Annotated in this window: 18 protein-coding genes and 6 pseudogenes; 7 read left to right on the top strand and 17 right to left on the bottom strand. The window is 59.2% G+C overall.

From position 1 onward, the window contains the following. Positions 1 to 329: 329 nt before the first annotated feature. Positions 330 to 632, top strand: coding sequence for a helix-turn-helix domain-containing protein (locus NKI97_RS34050; protein ID WP_352838483.1), 303 nt, complete (start codon positions 330 to 332; stop codon positions 630 to 632). Positions 633 to 812: 180 nt separating this feature from the next. Here NKI97_RS34050 and NKI97_RS34045 read toward each other — a convergent pair whose 3' ends face one another. The 3 genes from NKI97_RS34045 to NKI97_RS34035 all read right to left on the bottom strand — a co-directional run bounded on the left by NKI97_RS34045 (position 813) and on the right by NKI97_RS34035 (position 3,199). Next, complete coding sequence (locus NKI97_RS34045) at positions 813 to 1,985, bottom strand: acyl-CoA dehydrogenase family protein (RefSeq protein ID WP_352838482.1); 1,173 nt, start codon at positions 1,983 to 1,985, stop codon at positions 813 to 815. Next, a complete protein-coding gene (locus NKI97_RS34040; RefSeq protein WP_352838481.1) occupies positions 1,976 to 2,650 on the bottom strand; it encodes an SDR family oxidoreductase in 675 nt (224 codons plus the stop codon). Before NKI97_RS34040 ends, NKI97_RS34045 begins: the two co-directional genes overlap by 10 nt. Before the next feature lie 213 nt (positions 2,651 to 2,863). Continuing rightward, positions 2,864 to 3,199, bottom strand: a complete 336-nt coding sequence (locus NKI97_RS34035; protein WP_352838480.1) for a hypothetical protein — start codon at positions 3,197 to 3,199, stop codon at positions 2,864 to 2,866. 593 nt (positions 3,200 to 3,792) lie between these two features. On the opposite strand from NKI97_RS34035, the gene NKI97_RS34030 reads away from it, so the two are divergent. Next, positions 3,793 to 4,770 (top strand): GlxA family transcriptional regulator, encoded by a 978-nt coding sequence (locus NKI97_RS34030; RefSeq protein WP_352838484.1) that lies wholly within the window; start codon positions 3,793 to 3,795, stop codon positions 4,768 to 4,770. A gap of 657 nt (positions 4,771 to 5,427) precedes the next feature. Beyond that, positions 5,428 to 5,811: pseudogene (locus tag NKI97_RS34025) on the top strand (transposase); the annotation flags it as partial. Between the two features lie 198 nt (positions 5,812 to 6,009). On the opposite strand, the pseudogene NKI97_RS34020 reads toward NKI97_RS34025, so the two are convergent. Continuing rightward, positions 6,010 to 6,816 (bottom strand): annotated as a pseudogene (locus NKI97_RS34020) (IS256 family transposase); the annotation flags it as partial. Positions 6,817 to 7,042: 226 nt separating this feature from the next. Between NKI97_RS34020 and NKI97_RS34015 the strand changes: the two are divergent. Beyond that, positions 7,043 to 8,078: pseudogene (locus NKI97_RS34015) on the top strand (IS110 family RNA-guided transposase). A 94-nt stretch (positions 8,079 to 8,172) separates the two neighbouring features. Here NKI97_RS34015 and NKI97_RS34010 read toward each other — a convergent pair. Further along, positions 8,173 to 8,939 (bottom strand): annotated as a pseudogene (locus tag NKI97_RS34010) (IS5 family transposase). Positions 8,940 to 9,065: 126 nt separating this feature from the next. Between NKI97_RS34010 and NKI97_RS34005 the strand changes: the two are divergent. Continuing rightward, positions 9,066 to 9,506 carry a contact-dependent growth inhibition system immunity protein gene (locus tag NKI97_RS34005; protein WP_352838479.1) on the top strand — a complete coding sequence of 147 codons (441 nt, stop codon included), beginning with the start codon at positions 9,066 to 9,068 and terminating at the stop codon, positions 9,504 to 9,506. A 52-nt stretch (positions 9,507 to 9,558) separates the two neighbouring features. Here the strand turns inward: NKI97_RS34005 and NKI97_RS34000 are convergent, their stop codons facing one another. From NKI97_RS34000 to NKI97_RS33980, 6 genes and pseudogenes are all read right to left on the bottom strand, one after another. Further along, complete coding sequence (locus NKI97_RS34000; protein ID WP_352838478.1) at positions 9,559 to 9,729, bottom strand: hypothetical protein; 171 nt, start codon at positions 9,727 to 9,729, stop codon at positions 9,559 to 9,561. A gap of 5 nt (positions 9,730 to 9,734) precedes the next feature. Continuing rightward, on the bottom strand, positions 9,735 to 10,919 hold the full coding sequence (locus tag NKI97_RS33995; protein ID WP_352838477.1) for an IS701 family transposase: 1,185 nt from the start codon (positions 10,917 to 10,919) through the stop codon (positions 9,735 to 9,737). 390 nt (positions 10,920 to 11,309) lie between these two features. Then, a pseudogene (locus tag NKI97_RS35645) lies at positions 11,310 to 11,449 on the bottom strand (IS91 family transposase); the annotation flags it as partial. An 8-nt stretch (positions 11,450 to 11,457) separates the two neighbouring features. After that, positions 11,458 to 11,843 (bottom strand): annotated as a pseudogene (locus NKI97_RS33990) (tyrosine-type recombinase/integrase). A gap of 42 nt (positions 11,844 to 11,885) precedes the next feature. Next, the gene (locus NKI97_RS33985; RefSeq protein WP_352838476.1) at positions 11,886 to 12,266 is read right to left on the bottom strand and encodes a site-specific integrase; all 381 of its coding nucleotides are present in this window, start codon (positions 12,264 to 12,266) and stop codon (positions 11,886 to 11,888) included. A 397-nt stretch (positions 12,267 to 12,663) separates the two neighbouring features. Next, positions 12,664 to 13,722: a C45 family autoproteolytic acyltransferase/hydrolase gene (locus NKI97_RS33980; protein WP_352838475.1), complete on the bottom strand. Its 1,059-nt coding sequence runs from the start codon at positions 13,720 to 13,722 to the stop codon at positions 12,664 to 12,666. Between the two features lie 281 nt (positions 13,723 to 14,003). Between NKI97_RS33980 and NKI97_RS33975 the strand changes: the two genes are divergently transcribed. Further along, positions 14,004 to 14,384: a hypothetical protein gene (locus NKI97_RS33975; protein ID WP_352838474.1), complete on the top strand. Its 381-nt coding sequence runs from the start codon at positions 14,004 to 14,006 to the stop codon at positions 14,382 to 14,384. 287 nt (positions 14,385 to 14,671) lie between these two features. Here NKI97_RS33975 and NKI97_RS33970 read toward each other — a convergent pair whose 3' ends face one another. From NKI97_RS33970 to NKI97_RS33945, 6 genes are all read right to left on the bottom strand, one after another. Further along, positions 14,672 to 14,845, bottom strand: coding sequence for a CocE/NonD family hydrolase (locus tag NKI97_RS33970; protein ID WP_352838473.1), 174 nt, complete (start codon positions 14,843 to 14,845; stop codon positions 14,672 to 14,674). 160 nt (positions 14,846 to 15,005) lie between these two features. Then, positions 15,006 to 16,019, bottom strand: a complete 1,014-nt coding sequence (locus NKI97_RS33965; protein WP_352838472.1) for an ABC transporter ATP-binding protein — start codon at positions 16,017 to 16,019, stop codon at positions 15,006 to 15,008. Next, positions 16,016 to 17,035 carry an ABC transporter ATP-binding protein gene (locus NKI97_RS33960; RefSeq protein WP_352838471.1) on the bottom strand — a complete coding sequence of 340 codons (1,020 nt, stop codon included), beginning with the start codon at positions 17,033 to 17,035 and terminating at the stop codon, positions 16,016 to 16,018. Before NKI97_RS33960 ends, NKI97_RS33965 begins: the two co-directional genes overlap by 4 nt. Further along, positions 17,032 to 17,925: an ABC transporter permease gene (locus NKI97_RS33955; RefSeq protein ID WP_352838470.1), complete on the bottom strand. Its 894-nt coding sequence runs from the start codon at positions 17,923 to 17,925 to the stop codon at positions 17,032 to 17,034. The genes NKI97_RS33960 and NKI97_RS33955 overlap by 4 nt, the downstream gene beginning before the upstream one ends. Before the next feature lies 1 nt (position 17,926). Next, positions 17,927 to 18,865: an ABC transporter permease gene (locus tag NKI97_RS33950; RefSeq protein WP_352838469.1), complete on the bottom strand. Its 939-nt coding sequence runs from the start codon at positions 18,863 to 18,865 to the stop codon at positions 17,927 to 17,929. Between the two features lie 18 nt (positions 18,866 to 18,883). Continuing rightward, positions 18,884 to 20,455, bottom strand: a complete 1,572-nt coding sequence (locus NKI97_RS33945; RefSeq protein ID WP_352838468.1) for an ABC transporter substrate-binding protein — start codon at positions 20,453 to 20,455, stop codon at positions 18,884 to 18,886. A 923-nt stretch (positions 20,456 to 21,378) separates the two neighbouring features. Between NKI97_RS33945 and NKI97_RS33940 the strand changes: the two genes are divergently transcribed. Beyond that, positions 21,379 to 21,945 (top strand): NAD(P)/FAD-dependent oxidoreductase (locus NKI97_RS33940; protein ID WP_352838467.1); only part of this gene is annotated, 567 nt, incomplete at its 3' end.

The raw sequence follows: 21,945 nt of genomic DNA, 5'->3' as shown, positions 1-21,945 counted from the left end.
ACGTACCACTGCATAGAGATTCCGACTACAATGACCCTAGACGCAGCTATTGCGCCCGAAGGCCCCGAACTTGAAATCTCGATGAGGACGCTTGTAGCTCACTCGAGAGAACTGGAGTACACCCGACATTCAAAATGTCAATGTTGGCCTGTTACTTCCCCTCACGCAACCACCACTCCATTTCTGTCGTTACCTCGTCGATAGGATTGGACCCAAGTGGCGCACCCTGAATATGATGGCGACGGCCGGTATTGTGTTTGAAACGCATGGCGACGCTACAAAGGCTACAGCGGTTGCCGCTTTACTAAACCCACACCAATGAACGATCCGTGCACCCAACGCCACTAACTGAGTGTCATGAGCTTGCAAATGAATTGCCGTCGGCCCAGGCGGTCTTCACGTTCGAAGCCGCGGCCGGAACACCGAGTTTTTCTGAGGCCGGAAGGTTCCCGACTGTGGCGCAGCCGGCGGTCAGCAAGAACATTGCGGCGCTCGAGGCTCACATCGGTACGAGATTATTTATCCGCGAGAAGTCGAAACTCCGCCTGAACGCGGAAGGTGAATCTCTACATCGCGCTGTGCAACTGCGATTGATCAGATCTCTCGGAGGTCACGAAAAGGGAACGAGATGACATTGGGGATGTCCACGGCGTTTGCCGCGCACTGGCTGATTTCTCAGATGGAGGACTTCCGCCGTACGTTCCCTGAGGTGACCTTGGATTTCCAACTCACTGGCGGTGAAACCGTCGGCCCGATTGGGCCCTGTGATCTGGGCTTGCGAACTCGGACAGAGCCCCGACCACGGCTAATAGTCAGTCGATCCAGCCGGTATAGATCCCAAGCCCCCGCTTCTTAATCTGGCTGCCGATCACGACCCGTTGGACTTCAGATGTGCCTTCCCAAATTCGGTCAACGCGAACATCGCGATAGAGTCGCTCGACCGGATTCTCTCGCATGTAGCCACGGCCGCCCAGGATCTGCAGCGCCTTGTCAATGACACGGCCTGCCATTTCGGAAGCTTGCAACTTCACCGCGCTGGCATGGGCGTGCGCAAGCTTCCGGTCTGGCCGTTGCGAGGCCTGCCATGCGATGCGGTAGAGGAGGGATTTCGCGGCCATGATCTCGACTACCATGTCCGCGAGCATGAACTCAATTCCCTGAAACTCGCGAATGGCCTTACCGAACTGGACGCGTTCCGCTGCGTAGTTATTTGCGATCTCGGTGGCCCGTGTTGCCGCTCCGACGCAATGGGCCGCAATCTTGAGGCGGGTCTCGACAAACCAGTCCTTCGTCAGATCTAGTCCACCGCCAACGGTACCCAGGATATGCTCCTCTCCGAGCTCCACCTTCTCAAAGATGTACTCGGGATGCTCGGACATGAAGTTATGCATAAACTTTGGCACGCGCTTAACACGGATACCCGGCCGATCCTTGTCGACAAGAAACACCGTAGGCTTTTCTGGATCGCCATCGACAAGGGCGTGCACCATAATGAAGTCGGCGATGTCCCCGTGTGTCACGAACCATTTTTCTCCAGAAAGGTAGTACCGGCTGCCAAGCCGCACAGCGGAGGTTTTCACCTGGCGTGGATCCGATCCCGCGTCTGCTTCTGAAATCGCAAAGCAATAGGTGCGCTCGCCACGGCAACTCGGTTCTAAGTACCGGCGTATCTGCTCGGTGGTGCCTTCCTTGAGCGGAATTGCAGGTTGCCATGCCACGCCCCCGATGCCGCCAGTCGCCATCCCAAACTGCTCGTTGACCAGAGTCTGTTCGAAGAGCGATAGGCCTTGGCCACCATGTTCACGCGAATGGTTGATGGCATTGAATCCCGCCGCGAGCACCTCCTTCCTGAGTCGCGCCAGGATATCGCCGGGCAGCGATCCGTGCTCCTCGATTGCCATTTCATTGGGAAAGAGTTGGGTCCGGGCGAACGAAGCGGCTCTTTCCTGCAGGCCGCGCTCGCGTGGAGAGAGTGTCAGATCCATCGGTCTTGTTCCTTGCTTGGACGGCCGCGCGCAAGATGCTTGCCACCATCGATGAAGAGCATCGTGCCTGTGATGTAGTCGCTAGCTGGTGACGCGAGGTAGGCTACCGCCGCTGCGACCTCATCGGGCTCACCCATGCGTGGGATTGGTAAGACGTCAATTCCAGCTTTGAGACGCGAGATATCATATTGCGCAAGGGCGCTGGTGCGAATCGTCCCCGGTGCAACCGCGTTCATGTGCGGGCCCCATTCAGCGGCGAGCGTTTCCGTCAGGCTGATAACCCCTGCCCTTGCCGCGGCGCTGTGGGCGTAGCCAGGCAGGCCGCCTGCGAGTGAGAGCACGATATTGGTGATGTGACCACGTCCCCCCGAGGCTATGCGTCTTGCCGCGAACGCGTGCGGCATGTGCCAGGTTCCCGTGAGATTAAGGTCGATGACGGCTCGGCCGTTGGCCGAGATGCGCAGGGCGTCCGCTTCGAACTGGCCGCCGGCATTATTGACGAGGATGTCAGGAAGGCGACCCTGAGAAGAGAAGTTGTCGAAGACAGCCGGCACTTGCCGCTCGTCCCGGATGTCGAGACTCTGGACGTTCACATTGACATTTCTTGATTTGAGACGCTGGGCGGCCGTCCCAAGCCGCTCGGCATTTCGGGAGGCTATTATCACGCTTGCACCAAGAACGCCGAGTTGCCGGCGATGGCAAAGCCGATGCCACTGCCGCCCCCAGTTATCAGCGCGATCCGGCCGTCGAACAGATTTGGTGCAAAGACCTGACCAATCATTTATGTGCTCGGCAAAGCATGACAGAAAACGGCTGTGCAGGTGCACAGGCGTCCAAGGAGCCAAAGAACGGAACTGAACTCTTGCTTCATCTGTGCCTCAGTCAGCGAGTGTCACGCCGCCGGGCGATGCAAGTAAGCGCTCGCGCCTGCCAGCAGCCGCTTCCAACCAGCCGGCCTCCAGTTGTGGCACGGAGCCCCGGGCATAGTCCGTGCTTTGTACGAATATCGCGGGATCAAGCGTGTCCTGCGCGCTTTGCACACCGGCGACGCATAGCCGCCCACCGCGCTTGGGTTGCGCCTTGGCGAGGTTCAATGACGACGCCCCTGCCCCGAGCGCGGTTCCGGTCGCGATCAGCGATTTCGTGAATTGGCGGCGGTTCAACATTTCTTCCCAACTGGTTGATGCGATTTCACCTGATACCCAATCGCTCATTATAAGTGGGGATGCAATTTGACATTTTGTCCAGTCCTGTCATTTTGTCAACAGAAAAAACAGGTGAGGCGGCTTATTTAAGGCCGCCGCCCGCGGCCAGGGAATGAGCTATGTCAACTTCCAATGATCCGCTACTGCAACGCTTCCGGCTCAAGGCACTTGTCGCTGCGCAACTGGCTGCTGTGGAAGGCACCGAGGCACTGGCGAAACGGTCTGCACTCGCAATATCCATATTACGGTCTATACGTGGCTTCGGCCGATGAAGATGCTTAGCAACCCAGCAGGAGAGCATCGGGGATCGAGAGCTGCGCGACGCCGAAGGCCCAATGATGTACAGCCTCAAGCCGACGCACGGCGAGAAAGCTCAACCGGAACAAAATCCAAGGTTCAAGGGATGTGACAGTTCCGCGAGCTCACAGCTCCACTCCATCTCCGCCTTCTCTCGCGCGTTCTGAGAAACGCTGCAAATGTGGACAACATGCATGACTACGCAGCAGCCATATCAATCAAGTTCATTCAGGGTCAGGAACGCCAGCGAGGATGTCGGCCATGAGCCAATCATCGTCGTGTTCTATCTGGTCCCGGACTTTACCATGCTGGCTTTCTCCTCGGCGGTAGAGGTATTGCGCCTGGCCAATCGTGTGTTGGGTTATGAGGCGTATCGTTGGCGGGTCGCATCAGAGTCCGGTGGCGTGGTTCAAGCCATTTGCGGACTTTCAGCTGTAACTGACAGTTCCATCTCAACTGAACGCCGTCGCTTATTCGAAGAATGTCGCCCGAGCATGGTCGTTATCTGCGCCGATCAGGATGTGGAGAGCTACTCGAACAAACCTTTGGAAGCTTGGCTCCGTGAATGCAGGCATTGTGCGGTGGCCGTAAGCGGCGTTGGGACTGCCACCTACATACTGGCTAAGGCCGGGTTGCTGGACGACAAGTACTGCACGATTCACTGGGAGAAACTTCCCGGCTTCAGCGAGCGATATATGGAAGTTCCTGTGACTGCAGTCATATATCAAGTGGACGGCAATATCTGGACGTGTGCTGGCGGTTCGGCTTCACTGGATATGATGTTGCATCTGGTTCAACGGCATTTCGGTGACGAGACCGTAGCAGGTATATGCGAGCAGGCAATCGTCGAGCGCGTAAGGGCGCCGAATGAGCGCCAGAGGCTGCCGCTTTCGCAAAAGCACGGCATTTCGAATCAGATAATGATCAAACTTATCGAGCAGATGGAACATCATCTGGCGGAACCACTGTCGATCGAAAAACTTGCAAAAAGCGTAAAGCGCTCCCGCCGCCAGGTTGAACGCCTATTCCGAAGTGAATTAGGTCGGTCGCCTCTTTCTTACTATCGAGAACTGCGGCTGGAGCGTGCTCGAATGCTGCTTACTCAGTCTGCCATACCGATTGTCGATATCGCCATCGCCTCTGGATTTATCTCGGCGTCGCACTTTTCCAAATCCTTTCGTGAAACATATGGGATGGCACCACACGAAGTTCGTAGAGGGCGAGTGACGTCAAAGCAGCTTTTTTTAGACATTCCGACGAATGATCTTGGCGAGGTGGCATAACTCTGGACGGTTCTTGTAACAATGTCAGACTTGTGTCCACAACGATACTGGCGGCAGATTCGAACTCCTGCCCCCTGATTCGCAGTTTGGAGGCTTTGTGCCATCGCCGCCTATCGAACGCGAGACCTCCACCTTCGGAGGGGGCGCGCTTCCAGCTCAACTGAGGGGCATCTTTACTTACGCAGCCTTATGCAGAATCCCCGACTGTGAAGGACCGGATTCCCCCCGCATAAACTTTGATTTCGTACTTTCTTTTCTTCTCCAGTTTGGCACCCCCAGCTTGACAGAAGCCTTCGGAGCGATGGCCGCCGAGCGCATTGACCGCTCCGTGTCAAGCCGACATGCTCCATCGCCGGAATACACGAGCGGCGAGGAAGCGCATGGGTGAGGCCATGCTCTCGGCACCGTCCAGGAGGTCAGGCCCTGAAGCATTATGTCAACGCCATCACAGTGCCGATCGACAAGCCTGACCATCAGCGCGGTGCAGCCGGTTAGGCGGCCAGGGAAGTCGGAGCTTCGGGTTGTATATCGATATGGTTGTCGGCGCCGAAGCGGAGCACACGCTTCAGGCACTGGCTGGAGTGGCGTTGGTGCACGGATCGTTTATTGGTGTGGGTTTAGGCAAGCGGCAACTGCAGTAGCCTTTGTAGCGTAGCTATGCCTTTCAAACACAATATCAGCCGTCGCCATCATATTGAGAAGATGAAGTTCAGGGTGACGAACTGGCCGGAATACCAGGCAGGACTTCGTCATCGTGGCAGTTTGACCCTGTGGGTGACGCCGGAAGCCCTGTCCAGGTGGCAAGTGCCAAGACGCAAGAACAAGTGGCCAGCACCGCTATTTTGATCTGGCGATCGAGACCATCTTGACGCTGGGTCTTGTCTTTGGGCCTGCGGCTGCGCCAGGCAGAAGGCTTGCTGGAATCGGCGCTGCAGCTGATGGGCTGGCGTTGCTGTCCCCGATCATACTATCCTGAGCCGTCGGGCGCGGACATGGCTATCGCCCAACAAACGGCATGATCGCCGGTTTTGTTGCAGCGGCTGAATAGGGGCACAGGCGGAGAGGATTTCGAACTGCTCGGCCAGGGACGGATTCGGGTTGAAGGCGTACTTCGCCTGTCGCTTGCGCATCATGTGAAGTGTGGTGTCGGAGGAAACGATCGCCTCGTGGTTGGTCTGGCTCCCGTCGATGACGACGCGATCCGGGACTGTCAGGAATCGGTGCGTGAGGCCGGTTTCGTCATTGGCCCACGAAGCGCTCGCCGAAGACGACGGCGAACTGTGTCTTGGCCTCGAACCACTCGCACGGGGGGCGTTTCCATTCCTCGGCCGCGTGATTGAGCACCAGATATAGCAGCTTCATGGCGGCGTCGTCATTGGGGAAGTGGCCCCTGGTGCGAACGGCGCGGCGAAGCTTGGATTTCAGCGCCTCGATCGCATCCGTCGTGTAGATGATGCGGCGCACGCTCTCGGGATAGGCGAAGAACGGCACGACGTGCTGCCAGTTGCGCCGCCGGGTGATCGCCGGATATCGCTGGCCCCAGTCGCCAGCCTCGAAGTCCTCCAGCGCCTTCATGCCGGCCTCGGCGTCCGTGGCCCGGTAGATTGCCCTGAGCGCCGGCACCACGGCTTTGCGATCCTTCCATGAGACGAACTCGAGCGAATGACGGATCAGGTGCACGATGCAGGTCTGGACCGCCGTGTGGCGAACGACGGCGCCGATCGCCTCGGGAAACCCTTGAGGCCGTCCACGACGGCGATCAGGATGTCGGCGACGCCGCGGTTCTTCAGCTCCTTCATGACGCGCAGCCAGAACTTGGCGCCCTCGGTCTGCTCGATCCAGATGCCGAGGATCTCCTTGGTGCCGTCGGGCAGGATGCCGAGCGCGATGTAGATGGCCTTGTTGCGCACGAAGCCCTCGTCCCTGATCTTAACCCGAATCGCGTCGAAGAAGACAAGCGGATAGACCGCATCGAGCGGCCGGTTCTGCCATTCGGCCACTTCCTCCGACGTCATCGGTGACGGCCGAGATCAGATCCGGCGAGAGGGATCTCCAACATGTTCGTCGCCGTTTGTGACCAGACAATGAGCGCTACAATTCACCGAAAAATGCCGATGCCGGCACGCCAGCTCCCCATTAATGGATCTGTGTAGATGGGGTATTCGGCTTGCGCCCCGTCTTCAACGGTGATGCAGGAAGGTGCTGCGCTTCGAGTTGATGATAGAACGTGGTCTGTTCAAACAGCCACAAGCATCAGGAAAGGAAGCGCAGCGTGAAGCACTTTATCGGCCTCGATGTCGCGGTGAAAGAGACCGCCGTTGCATTGTTGATGAATCCGGCAGGATTTGCCGCGAGGTGAAGGTCGTCAGCCATCCCGACGATCTCCTCGCCGTACTGAAGGATCCTGCCTTGAATACTGAACGGGTCGGTCTCGAGGCGGGGCCATTGTCGCAATGGCTTTTCGAGGAGCTGGCGAGCGTCGGGTTGCCGGCTATCTGCATCGAGACGCGCCATGTGAAAGCATTCCTGAAGGCGCAGCCGAACAAGACGGATCGCAATGACGCGCGCGGCATCGCGCAGATGATGCGGGTCAACCTGTACCGCCCGGTGCATGTGAAAACGCTCACGAGCCAGAAGCGGCGGGCACTCCTAACAGCCCGCAAGCTACTGCAAGGGAAGGCAATCGCCATCGAGAACGACATCCGCGGCCTTCTGCGCAACTTCGGCCTCAAGGTCGGTATTGTGGGAACGGTGAAGTTCGAGGAGCGCACTCGCGAACTCGTCGAAGGCACGCCCGATCTCGAAGAAATCATAGAGCCGCTGCTGGTCGCCCGGCGGGGGCTGCGTGCCGAATTTGCTCGCCTGCACAAAAAAGTGCTCATGATCGCCAGGAACGATACGACCTGCCGGCGCTTGATGACGGTTCCCGGTGTCGGCCCCGTGGTGGCGCTCGCCTATGCCGCAACAATCGACATTCCGCAGCGGTTCAGAAACTCCAAGGCGGTGGGGCCATCCTGGGGCTGACGCCGAAGCTCAACGAGCCCGGGGAAAGCAAGCGCGTTGGATGCATATCCCTGTGCGGGGACGGTATGATGCGGACGTTGCTCTATGAGGCTGCACAAACGCTGATCACTCGCGTGACGAAATGGTCGTGGCTCAAGGCCTGGGCGATGAACGTCGCCAAGCGGCGCGGGACGCGCAAAGCAATTGTCGCGCTGGCACGTCGCCTGGCGGTCATCATGCATCGCATGTGGCTGGACGGCAACGAGTTCCGCTGGACACGGGAAACCATGGCGTCAGCCATTTGATCCAGGAGGCCGGAAAGGAGAGAGACAGAGAGTTCCGCCGCCGGCGGACGGACGTCCTTCGCAGGACGATGGATGAGGCAAGTTCGTTGTCGCGCTAGGACGTAGACTCATTACCGCGTAGCCAGATTCGGATTGCGACGAGTTTGAGGGCGGCGAGATAGTTCTCAGCCAGTTTGTCGTAGCGGGTCGCGATCCTCCGGAACTGCTTGGCCTTGTTGAAGAAGCGCTCGACGAGGTTGCGCGCCTTGTAGAGGAAGGGGCTGAAGCAGATCGGGTCCTTGCGATTGGTCTTGGGCGGGATATTGGCCCAAGCATTCTGCTCGGTGATGGCAGTGCGGAATGCGTTAGCATCGTAGCCCTTGTCGGCAAGCAGCATGGCACCTTCGGGCAAATCCTTGATCAAGTCCGCTGCGGAGGCGATGTCGCTCTTCTGGCCTGCCGTAAGCGTCAGCTTGATCGGCCTGCCTTGGGCGTCGACAAGAGCATGGATTTTGGTTGTCAGCCCGCCTCGGGATCGACCGAGACAATGATCTCGACCCCCCTTTTTGCCGTCGCGCCCTGCTGATGGACGCGAACAATGGAGGTGTCGATCATCTGCACCCTGCCGTCGTGGGCTTTGGTGATGGCATCCATGAGGCGGTCCCACACACCTGCTTTCCGCCATCGGACAAAGCGATTGTAGCAGGTGGTGCGCGGGCCGTATCGCTCCGGCAGATCGCGCCATGGCGCACCCGATCGCAGCACCCAGAAGATGCCGTTCAACACCCTGCGGTCGTCAACGCGCGGCACGCCTCGCGACTTGTTGGGCAACAGCGGCTCAATCGCGCGCCATTCGAAGTCAGTCAGGTCATATCGGCTCATGCGGAGCCTGAATCAGATTCCGCCAAAACATGAAGCCTCATTCGAAAAGCGACCTTTTGCGGACGCTCGACATTCTGCCACCACGCAAAGTAGGCTCTCAAACGGCAGTGACAGTGGAGGGCTCGGATGAGACGATCTGCCAAGCAGCGCCGATCCAAAGCAATGGGTGATCGCACACTGGAGGAACTTGACGGCGAGAGGTGGGGCGAGCCGACGTTCGACTCGTATGTCGTTCGCACCTGTCATGCTCTCCGGCGCAAGCCCCTGAACACCTTGACCGATGAGGAGCTACGGCTGGCTGTCGGACAAGGCATAGGATTGGAATGGCTGGTCCCGCTCATGCTGCAACGCTTGGCTGAAAATCCATTTCGCGCCGGCGACTTCTTCGAGGGGGATCTGTTGGCGAGCCTTGCGCGCGTTCCTTCCAGCTACTGGACCGAGCACCCAGCAGAGAAGACGGTTCTTGCGACCGAGATTATGACCGCAGCCCTCTCAGATGACCGATTGCCTGACATGACCAAGGAAACAAAACAGGCTGTCGCCGATCTTCGCGCGGCATCGGAATGACCACATACCAACAATCTCGGTCATTCCGCATTTATGAGTTCACGACCTAGTACTACAGTTGCGGATTTGATCGCCGCTTGTAGTGCGCGATGGCGGCATCGGCCTGATGTTGCCTGCGCCAGAGTGACCAGGCGATGATGAAGGATGCGCTGATTGGCGGCCGGAGCAGAAGCCGCGCCAGGAGGTAGCGGATTTCCGGTACACTGGGCACGAGAGCGGTCATGATGGTCAGGCGGCGATTGGCGCCTTTGGACTCGTTTCGTTCGGTTTGCTCCAGGCGGCGCGGCGCAGGTCGGCGGCCAATTTGGCGAGAAAGGCTGCTGCGGCCATGACCAGGCTCATGTGGCGGTGCCAGCCGTGCCAGGAGCGCGCCTCGCAATGGTCGAGGCCGAGATCGTCTTTGGCGCGCTCGAAGCATTCCTCGACCACCCAGCGCAGGCCGGCGGCACCGGCCAGTTCGGCCAACGCCGTGCCCTCAGGTGCAAAGACCAGATAGTAGGCGAGCTTCTCCGGCTCCTTGCGGCTGCGGCGGATCAAGAGCCAGCGCTCGAACCCCTCGTCGGTCCAGGGCAGGCGGATAGCGGCCCAGGCGTAGAGCCGCAGGCCCTTGGCGCCTTCGCCGGCGGCGAGCGTCATCCAGGCATCGGTGGGCAGATCCTCGGCGATGGTCTTCGGGTCGGTCTCGATAAGGCCCTCTTGTGCGATGAATCGCAGATGATGGTTGGAGCGCACCGCCAGCACATAGGGCTGGCGACGCGCCTCCAGCATGCTTCGCAGACTATAATCGCCGCCGTAGAGCGCGTCCGCCAGCACCCATCGGCAAGGCACGCCGGCATCGAGCGCTGCGGCGATCAATTCCCGCGCGATCTCGATCTTGGTGGCAAAGGCTATCTCCTCGGGCACCTGCGCTCTGGCGCGCCGCGCAGCGTCCGTGGCCCAGGCCTGCGGCAGATAAAGCCGCCGATCGATCAGCGCCTGCCCAAAGCGGCTGGCATAGGCCAGAAACACGCCGATCTGGCAGTTCTCGATCCGCCCCGCTGTGCCCGAATACTGCTGCGCAACCCCGACCGACTGATCCCCCTTCTTCACAAAGCCGGTCTCATCGACCACCAGCACCCCGTCCGCGTCGCCCAGCGCTTCAATCACGTAGCGGCGCACGAGATCGCGCAGCTCATCCGCCGACCCTGAACTGCGCCCCAAAAGCGATTGCATCCGGTACGGCCGCTCCAGTCCTGCCTGCTCGGCCATCAGCCAGCCGGTTTTGCGCTCAATGCCCGACAAAAGTCCGTCAAGAAAGGCGCCGCCCGTCTGCTTCAACTCGCGCCGCCGGAACACCGGAGCAAGCTGCTCCTTCAAGGACGAAAGCTCCCGCTCCCAAGCCAACAGCGAGCCCGACCAAGCTGCAACCGACATCGAATCCCTCCTGCTTTTCAGGCAGGGAATCACATCACGTTCAAATCCGCAACTGTAGTACTAGTACCGGTCGCACCCCGACCAGGACGATGTGTAGATTGTTCCGCTTCATTCTTCTGACCCCATGGTGGGAGGGCCCAAGTGTCGATCCCGAAGAGAAGCAAGACCCTGCGAAAGACGTCAAAAAGCCGGAGACACTGAAAAGCTCGGTAGCGCTTGACCTCAACACGCCGAATAGAGAAGCGCGACGATCTGGATGAGAAGCCGCATTGCCTCGCCTGAACTGCGCTCTCAACTTGATTGTCGCGCTGCAGATCTGCCCATAAGGCAGGAATTATAGGCTTGTCGCACGAAGCCGCAGTCGACGCAGTGTTCCGCGTGTTAAGCGTGACCACCCAGGGGCGCGGTGCGGCACGCTCAACCGCCGCCATGACCCGGCGCTCAACGCGTCCGAGATGGCCGGCATGATCGCGGCGATAATCAGCCCCGTGGCGGTGGAACACATCCGCCACTTCCAGATCCGGAGGCATGGCGCGGCTCAACCGGGCGGCGTGATCTCCATGTGGAGCTGATCAAAAGGACTGGCAGTTCGGCCGATCACGGCCGTTGAGACCTGGGCGTAGAGTGTGCCAGGCTGCGATGGCCCAGCAGCACCTGGATGATCCGTGCCGGCTTCCAAAAGGTGGGTGGCGAAGCTGTGGCGCAGGGTATGCGCGGTCACTCGCTTCTCAATGCCTAGGAATTCGCAGGCGGTTCGGGAGGCGATCCCCAATGTCTGCGAATGCATCGGGCCGCGGCCATCGCGCCGGGGAAACAACCAAGCTTGGTGGGCCGCCAATAGGCTCGCAAAATCTCCAGCAGCTGCGGCGACAGCATCAGATAACGGTCCTTGCCGCCCTTGCCCTGCTCGATGCGAATGACCATTCGGCTGCTATCGATGTCGCTCACCTTCAGACGCGCCGCCTCCTAGGCCCGCAAATCCGCCGCATACGTGGCCATGAGAGCGACCCGGTTCCTCGTTCCCTTCGCGGTCTGCAGAAAGCCGAGCACCTCATCGGCGCTCAGGACGACCGGCAACTTGCGCGGCGTCCGGGCGTAAGCGATCCGCTCAGGCAGGTCAGATCGACCCAGCGTCACGCCGTAGAAGAAACGCAAGGCGCAAACGGTCTGGTTCAACGCGCCCCACGAGACCCTTCGGCCCACCAAGTGGGCCTGATAGGCGCGCACCTCTTCGTATCCCAGTTGATCGGGTGATCGTCCAAAAAATCGCCTGAACTTCGCCACGTGATGCACGTAGGATCGCTGGGTCTCCGGTGACAAATTGCGGGTCGTCAGATCTTCAATCATCCGCTGACGGAGGGCTTATCTGGGCCATCTGGGGTTCTCCTGTCTGGAAGGTTGGCTCGACACCAAATCTTCTCAGACAGGGGCCTCCTCAGGCCAGATCCGCGCATCAGCTACCGCGGCAGCGGTTTAGTTCAATCACGCCTCAGCGCACAAGGGAATCGCAAAACCGAATTGCAAGAAAACACCGACCAAACACCGCAAATCCTGCAATTCCAAACCCACGATCCTCCCCGATCAGAAAGCTACATCAATGGCTTGCGGATAGTTCACGGACGACGAATTAGCCGCTCGGGTAGCTCTTGAACGCTTCCTTGTCCTAATTTTGCAACCTCATGGTTCTGTCGCAAAATGTTCGTGGCCGCGGACTGCCTTGAGAAGGAAGCTGAACGCTGCGCCATTAGACCACGCGCATTGTTCCGCTTAAAACGTACCGCTCGTCCGGCGCCGCGTGCACGCGCCATTCGATGCGGTCAGGGAAGAGCGCAAAGACGCTCGTCGCCAGGGTCTGGGAATCGCCCGAGCCGTTCGCATAAATCGGGGTGGTCTCGTCGAAGAGCACCGCCTCCGCGCCCATCGCAAGCGCGCCTTCCGCAATCATCCGGTCCGCCGCCTCCTGCCGATTGCGAGAAGAGAGGGTGATCGTTTGCTCCAGGCCGTCGAGTTCACCGTACAGCAGGTGGTTAGCGTGGGCTCGCGGCGAGGCGACCTCCCGAACGACGCAGCCTGAGGCCGGCGCCTCTACAGAGACGAGCCGACCCGTCTTCGCCTCACCGAGATTGTGATGGTAGCCGCTGGCGCGGTCCTTGCGCTTCAGGATTTCGATCGCTTCGTCCAGGTCTTTCGCGCTGAGGATCGCGCGGCAGATGATTTCCTTCGGCACGCCAGGCTTACGATCATTGGGTCTAATGTAGTTGTTAGCTTGGACAAGGCCGGCCTCGTTCAGGCCAAAGTATGTCGGCAGGATGCCGGGGGTCCCAAAGCCGCTCCAAGCCGGACCCTCGTCGGGCTCGACCTCCACCCAGAGACAGGCACCGAGAGACTCCGCCCCGCCGTCCTCATTATGGGCGATGACAGCAGGTCCGTCGCCTTCCGGCGGAACCAGGAGCGAGGTGCAGCGGTCAATGGTTTTCGTCGCCGGGGAGACGCCCTCGGGAAGTCTCAATTCATCCATGCAATGCAAGAGGAAGACCGTTTCGAAGTCCTGCCCGGCGCCTGCGGCGATCCCCTCGATCTCGCGAACGTAGCGGGGATATGCCGCGCGAGAGGCGGATTCGAGCGTCTTGAGATAATCCGATCCTCGCCAGCGGGCATTCAGGATTTGATATTGCTCGCTAACAAAGACGTTCTCGCGGAAGACGCGCTCGCGGAAGCTGGAGGCGGTGGCCTGACCGATGACGAAGCCGATCGAGAAGGCGTCGCCCTTGGCGCGGACGCAGCGGATGGGGTTTCTGGACATAAGGCCTCTGCGGGATGGCTAGCCGTGCATCTCGGCAAGGACGTGCGTATTCATTCGTTTGAATCGCGCTCGCGTACGCTCTACCTGAGCATGAAATAGGCTTCGCGTTCATCAAGAGGGAAGCGACCTCGTCGCCGGTTCTTGATCCTTGGCGACGTGATGCCGTTGCGGGGACTGGTGGCGGACCAGAGGCTGGTGAGCCCGCGCCCAACGATCTGGAACAAGCTCCGCCACGGGGCCGGGAGGGCATCTTCAAGCCGGGCATAAGCTGCAGCCCTTGCATGGATGCCGGCACGGAGGTCGTGGAGCTGGAGGGCGGACCGAGTGATTGCCGCTATCTCGACGTCGGTGAGAACCCGCCGAATGGCGCGATCGCCTACTACTGGCTGCCGAAGGATGCGGAGGGCCCAGTCAAGCTCACCTTCGCGGACGTGACGCGGAAGACCTTTATCGCCTTCTCGACCGACCACAAGGACGCGCCCATCTTCGCGACCCTTGTCCGCGCCGGCGGAAGGCCCTGCGGCAATTGGTATGGTCTGCGAGATCTTCATCAGATTGTCTACTCCCCCGACGCCCTGCTTGTTGAAAGCGTTCGGATGCAACGCGTTGGGAACAATGGTTCCCCGAACCACGGCTTGGAATCAAATAGAATGGCTCGATAAGGGCTATAAGTCTGCTGAATGCGGAACTGTACTGCGAGCCACCTTCTTACCTGGTCAGCACGGGCCTTCAGGCTCGTCGACGCCAGGCGCTGCGCTGTTTTGCCGGGGCATTTCTGTGGAACAGACGCACGAGTGCGAAGCACTGTTCCAGGCCTTGGCCTCATCTTTCCCCAAGGCTTTCAATGCCTCCAGATGATCCGCGCACGGCGGGCCGCCCCTCAGGAGTATAGCCGATCGTGCCGACACCAGGGTTGCTGCACGAGCCATTCGATCATCGCTAGACTATTCTAGCCAGTCGTCCTGCTCCTGCATAAGGAATTCGCCTTAGCAGCGCCGTCGCTGTCGCCCGTGCCGCGCATATCGACGCGCACCCCGACATAACCATGGCCGGCAAAGTAATGGAGGGACGGGGGAGCCCGTCGCCTTCCAACGTCCCGTCCCGCTTGCGGTAGGGCAGGCATTCGAAGGATCGCAGGTACCGGGTCTGCGTCGGCGTCCTCCGGCAATCAGATGCGGGCAGCGAGCTTCACGCCGTAGGCATCGGAATCCAAAGATTCTCATTCTCGTGCACTTTGCAGGAAAGTCAGTGACGACGCGGATATCGTCCAATGTGCGATCCTTCTATGCGCTCGCACCTCCGGCAGGAGCTTCGACGTTCAATGGGAAATGGCATCTGAAGTTGTGATACGCGTCCTCCCTGCTCGCTGTAGGTTCGGGGAAGACGCGGCTGCAGATATTCTGCGCGTAATGACACCTTGTGTGGAACTCGCAGCCGGACGGCCGCCTCATCAGGCTTGGCACGTCACCCTTGAGCTCGATCCTGTTCAGCACAGCATCCGGATCAGGCTCGGGATTGGCCGCAAGGAGCGCTTCGGTGTACGGATGATGTTGGTATTCGAAGATACGCTCGGTCGAGCCGACCTCGATAAGGCGGCCAAGATACATGATCGCCATTCGATCGGTCATGTGGCGCACAACATTGAGATTATGGGAAATTATCAGGATCGCCATGCCGAGTTCGTCCTGAAGCCGCGCGAGGAGATTGAGCACCTCGCCCTGCACCGAAACATCGAGGCCCGCAGTCGGCTCATCGGCAATGATCAAGGCCGGGTTCAGGGCAAGAGCACGCGCGATACCAACACGCCTGGCCTGACCTCCGGAAAGCTGATGAGGATAGCGGCGAACAAAATCCGCCGGCAAGCCGACCATTCGAAGCAGCCGCTCCGCTTCGCTTCCGGCATCGCGATCCTTTAGACCATGGATGCGAAAAGGCTCTGTCAGGAGCGATCGAACGGTCAGCCTGGGCGAGAGTGATCCGACCGGATCCTGGAACATCATCGCCATGCGCCGCAAGTAGGGCTTGCGTACAGCCCCGCTGAGATCCTCAATTTCCTGTCCGTCGAAGCTGATGCTGCCGCTCACAGCCCGCTGCAAGCCGATTATCGTGCGCGCGATGGTAGATTTGCCTGAGCCGCTTTCACCCACAAGGGCGAAGGTCTCGCCCTTGCGGATTTCAAAGGACACTCCGCATACTGCGTCGATGAAAGGGGCTTTCGTCCCCGTGGCGAGCGCCTTCAAGGGACCCATGGTGCGGAAGCGGACGCGCAGGTCCTCAACCCGAAGCAGCGCCGTCATGCCGGCACCAGCCGCTCTTCACCAAGCAGATGGCATCTGGCGACTTGGTCCACGCCGATGCGGTACTCGACCGGGTTCTCTTGCAGACAGCGATTGAATGCCTGGGGACACCGGGTGTGGAAGATACATCCTTTCTTGCTGCCGAGGAGACTGGGCACCTCACCGGGAATGGTCGGCAAAGTGCGTGTGCTTTTTTTGATCCGCCCGGGATCGCACTCAAGCAGCGCGCGCGTGTAGGGGTGAGCAGGATTGTGGAAGATGTCCCGGACCGCCCCAACCTCCACAACTTCGCCCGCATACATGACCGCAACCCGGTCGCACAACTCAGCCACCGCGCCGAGGTGGTGGGAGACGAAGAGAATCGAGCAACCAATTTCTTTTTGCAGATCCTTGAGCAAATGAATGATCTGCACTTCCAGCGTTGCATCGAGCGCGGTGGTTGGCTCGTCTGCGACGAGGAGCGCTGGTTTCACAAGAAGCGCCATGGCAATGCAAACACGCTGGCGCATGCCGCCAGAGAAGTGATGCGGATAGGCGCCGATACGGCTTTCCGGATTAGGAATTCCGACCCGGTGAAGCATCGCGAGGGCACGAGCGCGCTTTTCACTCCGGCTTCCTTGTTCGTGGTGCTGGATATCGATCATCTGGCTCTCGATGGTCCGCACCGGATTGAGTGCGGTCATCGGATCCTGAAAGATCATGGACAGACGATCGCCGAGCAGGCTCCGACGCGCCTGAGCGGGCATTTTGAGCAGGTCTTTGTCTTCGAACAGGATGCTGCCGGCTGTGACATCCGCGTTTTCTGGAAGTAGGCCCATCACTGTATAGGCGAGCGTCGACTTCCCGGATCCGCTTTCGCCGACGATGCCAACCACCTGTGCCGTTGGCACATCGAGAGAAACGTTGCGCAGGGCATGAACGCGCCCACGCGGTGTGCCGAAATCCAGATTTAGGTCGCGGATCTCTAGAAGCGGGCGACCGGACAAAGGTGGTGGTTTTGGATCGTCGCGTCTCATAGGTCTTTCCGCAATTTGGGATCTAATATGTCGCGCAGCGCCTCGCCCAGAAACGTGAAGCCAAGGGTTGCCAGGACGATGGGAATGCCGCCACCGATGACAAGCCAGGGCGTCTGACCGATGTAGCTATAGCCATCGTTGAGGATCACTCCCCAGTCAGGCGTCGGGGGCCGTACGCCCATGCCTAGAAAGCTGAGACCTGCTTCCCAGGCGATAACGGCCGGCACGTCCATGCTCACGAGGATGAGAAGGGGGCCGATCACATTGGGCAGAACGTGCACGAAAAGGATGCGCGTCGTGCCTGCGCCCATGCTGCGCTCAGCAGCTATGTACTCACTGCTGAGCAGCGCCTGTGCCTGCGTGCGCACGACGCGCGCATAGATCGGCACCGACGTTATTGCGATGACAAAAATGATACTGGCCAGACTTGGGCCCAGAAGAGCGATGATTGCCAGCGCAAAGATAATTCCCGGAAACGAGCGGATCGTATCGAAGACAAGCAGGAGGAAATTGTCCAGCCAACGCGGCCCGAAGCCTGCGATGAGACCAAGCACGACGCCGACCGCCAGCGCACTGCTGATGGAGGCGAAAGCCACCAGGAGCGGGATTCGGCCGCCCATGATAACGCGCGAGAATGTATCGCGGCCTAGTTGGTCCGTGCCCAGCAGAAAATCCAGTGAAGGTGCGGTCAGACGCGGCCCGACCATAATCCGGATCGGATCATGTGTGACAATCAGCGGAGCGAACATCGCGCTCGCGAACACGAGCCCGACGAGCACGGCTCCAAGCACGCCCACACGGTTCTTGCGCAATTGCCGCAGGAAGGTGCGAAAGGCGCCGATATCAATGGCCTCGTCGGCTTCTGGGGCGATGGCTTCAACGCTTAGCATGTCAGAGCTTTTCCCGGGTTCGCGGATCGAGGAATGCGTTGACAAGGTCCGAGAGCGTCGTAGCGGCAACGATAAGGATCGTGGTGACGAGCACCACGCCCATCACAATCGGATAGTTGCGCGTATTGACTGCCTCCACGATCAAAGCGCCGATGCCAGGTCTGGCGAAGACGACTTCGATAAATACAGCGGACGAAAGAAGCCACGCTACTCCTACCCCGAGTATGGTCACTGTCGGCAAGATCGCCAGCGGTAGCGCGTAGCGCGCAACGATCCGCCATTCTGAGATTCCAAACGAACGAGCCATGCGCATGTGATTTTCGCCGAGTATCTCAAGCATCGACGTCCGCACCAATCGAGAGATGTAGCCGACCCAGCCAATTCCGATCGCAAAGGCTGGCAGCACGAGATGGACAAGTCGATCCCAGCCCCCGCTGCCAGCTCCGACCGCGGGCAGCCACCGGAGAGTCACGGCGAAAATCAGCAGTGCGTAGACCGCCATAACAAAAGACGGAATTGCGATCATGGCAACCGTTGCGACGCCAGCCACGTGGTCCACCGAGGAGTTACGCCGCATGGCAGAATAACAGCCAAGCGGCACGGCTACGGCGACAGCCCAGAAGATAGATAAAAGCATAAGTTGAATCGTATAAGGCAATTGATCAAAAACGATGTCGGCAACACGCCTTTGACTGAACACATCGAAGCCGAGATCGCCATGCAGCAACCTGCAGAAAAAAGAGACAACCTGCGCAGCGAGCGGCTTATCGAGTCCCATTTGCTGATGAAGCTGCAACCTCATTTCCGGCGTTGCCCGCGGCCCGAGCAGGGTTGCGGCGGGATCGCCAGGCACGGCATGAATCATAAGGAACAGAAGCGTCAGCGCGATCACAATGATAGCAATCGCGAGGGCAATTCGTTTGAGGAAGTACAGCCACATGCTGATGCCCCCTCAAACTTAAACTGGCTTGAACTCGAGGAATAGCGGGTCACCGTCCGGACGGGTTGCAGCTTCCATTTTTGTGGTGCGATACAAATAGGGATTGCCCCCATTGGTCAGGAACCGGTAGGCGCCTGAATCCTCCATGAGATCCTGCATCTCGTAGTAGAGTTTGGCGCGCTCCTTGGCGTCGCTGATCGTGATCGCCTTGGCGTTCAGCTCATCGAATCGCTTGCTGCGGAACCGTTCCCAATTCCAAATTCCCACTTGATCTTGCACAAACCAGGCCGTGTAGTCATATGGATCCGGCGAAGCGGAGTAGCCATTCAAGATGAGCTGCAAATTCTTCCAGTTATCGCCTTTCGATTCCAAGCCAAGCTCCCAGAATGTGCCAGAATCCCTGAGATTAATCTCGACCGTGATACCGATCTGGGCCAATTGTGCTTGCACCGTCTGGGCTACGGTTGCACGTGTGCTGTCGTTCAGGCAATCAAAGGTCACCGTCAGGTCGCTCACGTCGGCTCTCGCAAGGAACTCCTTAGCCTTTTCAAGATTGCCGTCCGGTGGGACAAGCGCTTTATCGCGATGCCCCAGAATACCTGGAGGAATGATGCCTGTCGCGACCTCCGCCTGTCCGGCATACGCGACATCCAGGATCTGCGGGACATTGATTGCCCATTGGATCGCCCTTCGGACATTGATGTCCTTCAGCTTCGGATGATCCACATTCATGCCGATCCAATAATACCAGAGCGAGGGCTTTTTCTCAAGCTTAGTGTTGTCGGGTAGGTTGCTCTTGATAGTCGCAACTGAATCCAGGCTGATACGAGCGAAATCGACGTCGCCCGCCTGATACGCGCGTTCCGCCGCCTTGTCGTCTGGGATCGGCAAGATTCGGATTTCATCAAAGCCCGGTTTCGGGCCCGACCACTCGGGATTGCGCGTCAAGAGCGCATACTGGTTGGGCTTCCAATCAGCTAACAGGTACGGACCAGAGAAGGCTGTCCCCTTCATGCCGAAATCACCGCCGTCCTTGCTTGCCTTCCTCACCGCTTCCTCGGAAAGGATGTGACCAACCCCATAGGGCAACGCGACGTTCCAAACGGGCTCGAACGGCCCTCTGAATACGAGAACGCCCGTGTAGTCATCCTCGATCTCGACACGATCGAGCGGCCCCCACGCCGCGGCTCCTGCCCTGATCGAGCGCTCGAAGGAGAATTTGACGTCCTTGGCGGTCAATTCACCATAACTGCCCGAGAAGGTAATGCCTTTCTTCAGACGGAAGCGGATATGCGTGGGGTCGACCGGCTCAATCTTTTCTGCTGCCTCTAATTCCCAGGCCCATTCTGAGCCGGGCTTGTAGTGAGTGAGCTTCGAATAAATGCAGCTCATCACGTCAACTTCCGCGGCCTTCCCCCAGCGGGCGGGATCGAGCGTGGCGAGGTCCCCATAAGAACGCGCAGTAAGCACCTTACCTTCGGCGGCCCAGACGGCTTGCGACAATGGCATGCCGCCAGCGAATACCCCGCCGAGCGCGGCGCTCGTCTTGAGGAAGGCCCGGCGGTTCACTTTGCCAACGATATCAATCATGATTAATTCCTCCTCTGTCTGCTGAGCGAGTTCCCCGTTCGAAGCGGGACCGCTTTTGTTTCATACTTGTTGCTTAGACTATAGAAACTTTATCTATGGTTAGGAGTCGAAATAACTCCGAATTGGTTCATTATTTTGCGCCAAGAGAAACCTGTGCTACCGCTCTACTGACGCCACATGACGAACAGACGGCGGGCGACGATCGTTTGGACGAGTGCCGAATTCATGATCCATTCGCCTGACGCACGATCCCGCTCTCGCAATGGATTTCCGACGGCATGAGATGGATTGGCGACAACCACAGGCCCTTTTCCACGCCGTCAAAGCGCCCTGGCTTCGGTGCTGCAGTTCTTCGGCGCGCTGCTCATGCAACGGAGTCTTTGTGAGAATCGCCGAACACGTGGCTCCCTCCCCGAACAAACCGGTCGCCTGCGAGGACGGTAGGCTCCCAACTCTGAGAGTTGCTTGTCCGTTGCAGCCAATTCGTCGGTCGCGGGATTTCGCGGTCTCCGCGACGCTTGTCCGCGCCGGTGGGAGCCCTGCCGCAACCTGATGGTCTGGGAGATTTTCACCAGATTTTCCTGCTCCCCGACGCGCTGGTTGTTGAGATCATTCGGATGCAACGCTGCCAGCGAAATTGATACGCCGACCAACGAGGCGGGATCAAATAGACTGTTTCAATAACGGCTATAGGCCTACTGAATGCGGACAGTACTGCGAGCTGCTTCTTACCAATCCCTGCTTCCTGAGGCCCTCAGGGGCGCCGGTCGACACCGAACAGTGTTGCGCGCGGGTGCCATAGGCTCGCGCAATGACACCCATGCGATTTATCTATTTGCGCGGCGCTCCCCCTAGCGCGCAACGATCCGGATATCGAGCCGCGCCGCAGGACATGCCGGCTGCGGCGACAGACGGAGTTTTTCATGCAGAGAGTAAAGCGGCTACCCGGCAACGATCCGACCTGCGGGTGGCTAAGCCAGTTACCTGAGCGGCCCGCGCGTCCGACGTTGAACGGCACACAAAAAGCGGATTGGGTGGTGGTGGGCGGCGGCTACACAGGCATGGCCGCGGCGCGGCAACTGGCGATGCTCAAATCCCGCGAGCGCATCATCCTCCTGGAGGCCAACCGCGTCGGAGAAGGTGCAAGCGCGCGAAACTCAGGCTTCCTGGTCGATGCGGCGCTCAACGAAGGGACCGGCACAGCGTCAGACATCGAGGTCTTCCGGCAAAAATACAAGCTGGCCCTCGCCGCCATCGCGGAAGTCAAATCCCTCGTCGACAGGTACGGCATCGATTGCGACTGGGATCCGTGCGGAAAACTCCATGGCGCCCGCCATGCCCGATACCTTGAGAGGCTTGAGAAATTCACGCGCCTTCTGGGCGAACTCGGCGTCGCGAACGAGGTCCTGACCGGGACAAGGCTTCGCGATCACATCGGCACCGGCTTCTACACGACTGCCGTATGGACGAAGACGAGCGTGATGCTGCAG

The sequence above is a fragment of the Mesorhizobium sp. M0296 genome, assembly GCF_040321675.1.
Taxonomy (GTDB): Bacteria; Pseudomonadota; Alphaproteobacteria; order Rhizobiales; family Rhizobiaceae; genus Mesorhizobium.
The sequence above is the reverse complement of the archived record's forward strand: the minus strand, read 5'-3'. Positions and strand labels throughout refer to the sequence as shown.

Coding starts and splice junctions, on each gene's coding strand:
- NKI97_RS33975 (WP_352838474.1), top strand. CDS start 14,004: ATGGATGCCGGCACGGAGGTCGTGGAGCTGGAGGGCGGACCGAGTGAT.
- NKI97_RS34045 (WP_352838482.1), bottom strand. CDS start 1,985: ATGGATCTGACACTCTCTCCACGCGAGCGCGGCCTGCAGGAAAGAGCC.
- NKI97_RS33965 (WP_352838472.1), bottom strand. CDS start 16,019: ATGACGGCGCTGCTTCGGGTTGAGGACCTGCGCGTCCGCTTCCGCACC.
- NKI97_RS34005 (WP_352838479.1), top strand. CDS start 9,066: ATGAGACGATCTGCCAAGCAGCGCCGATCCAAAGCAATGGGTGATCGC.
- NKI97_RS33995 (WP_352838477.1), bottom strand. CDS start 10,919: ATGTCGGTTGCAGCTTGGTCGGGCTCGCTGTTGGCTTGGGAGCGGGAG.
- NKI97_RS34030 (WP_352838484.1), top strand. CDS start 3,793: ATGCTGGCTTTCTCCTCGGCGGTAGAGGTATTGCGCCTGGCCAATCGT.
- NKI97_RS33950 (WP_352838469.1), bottom strand. CDS start 18,865: ATGTGGCTGTACTTCCTCAAACGAATTGCCCTCGCGATTGCTATCATT.
- NKI97_RS33955 (WP_352838470.1), bottom strand. CDS start 17,925: ATGCTAAGCGTTGAAGCCATCGCCCCAGAAGCCGACGAGGCCATTGAT.
- NKI97_RS34000 (WP_352838478.1), bottom strand. CDS start 9,729: ATGACCGCTCTCGTGCCCAGTGTACCGGAAATCCGCTACCTCCTGGCG.
- NKI97_RS33945 (WP_352838468.1), bottom strand. CDS start 20,455: ATGATTGATATCGTTGGCAAAGTGAACCGCCGGGCCTTCCTCAAGACG.
- NKI97_RS33980 (WP_352838475.1), bottom strand. CDS start 13,722: ATGTCCAGAAACCCCATCCGCTGCGTCCGCGCCAAGGGCGACGCCTTC.
- NKI97_RS33970 (WP_352838473.1), bottom strand. CDS start 14,845: ATGCCTGCCCTACCGCAAGCGGGACGGGACGTTGGAAGGCGACGGGCT.
- NKI97_RS33985 (WP_352838476.1), bottom strand. CDS start 12,266: ATGATTGAAGATCTGACGACCCGCAATTTGTCACCGGAGACCCAGCGA.
- NKI97_RS34035 (WP_352838480.1), bottom strand. CDS start 3,199: ATGAGCGATTGGGTATCAGGTGAAATCGCATCAACCAGTTGGGAAGAA.
- NKI97_RS33960 (WP_352838471.1), bottom strand. CDS start 17,035: ATGAGACGCGACGATCCAAAACCACCACCTTTGTCCGGTCGCCCGCTT.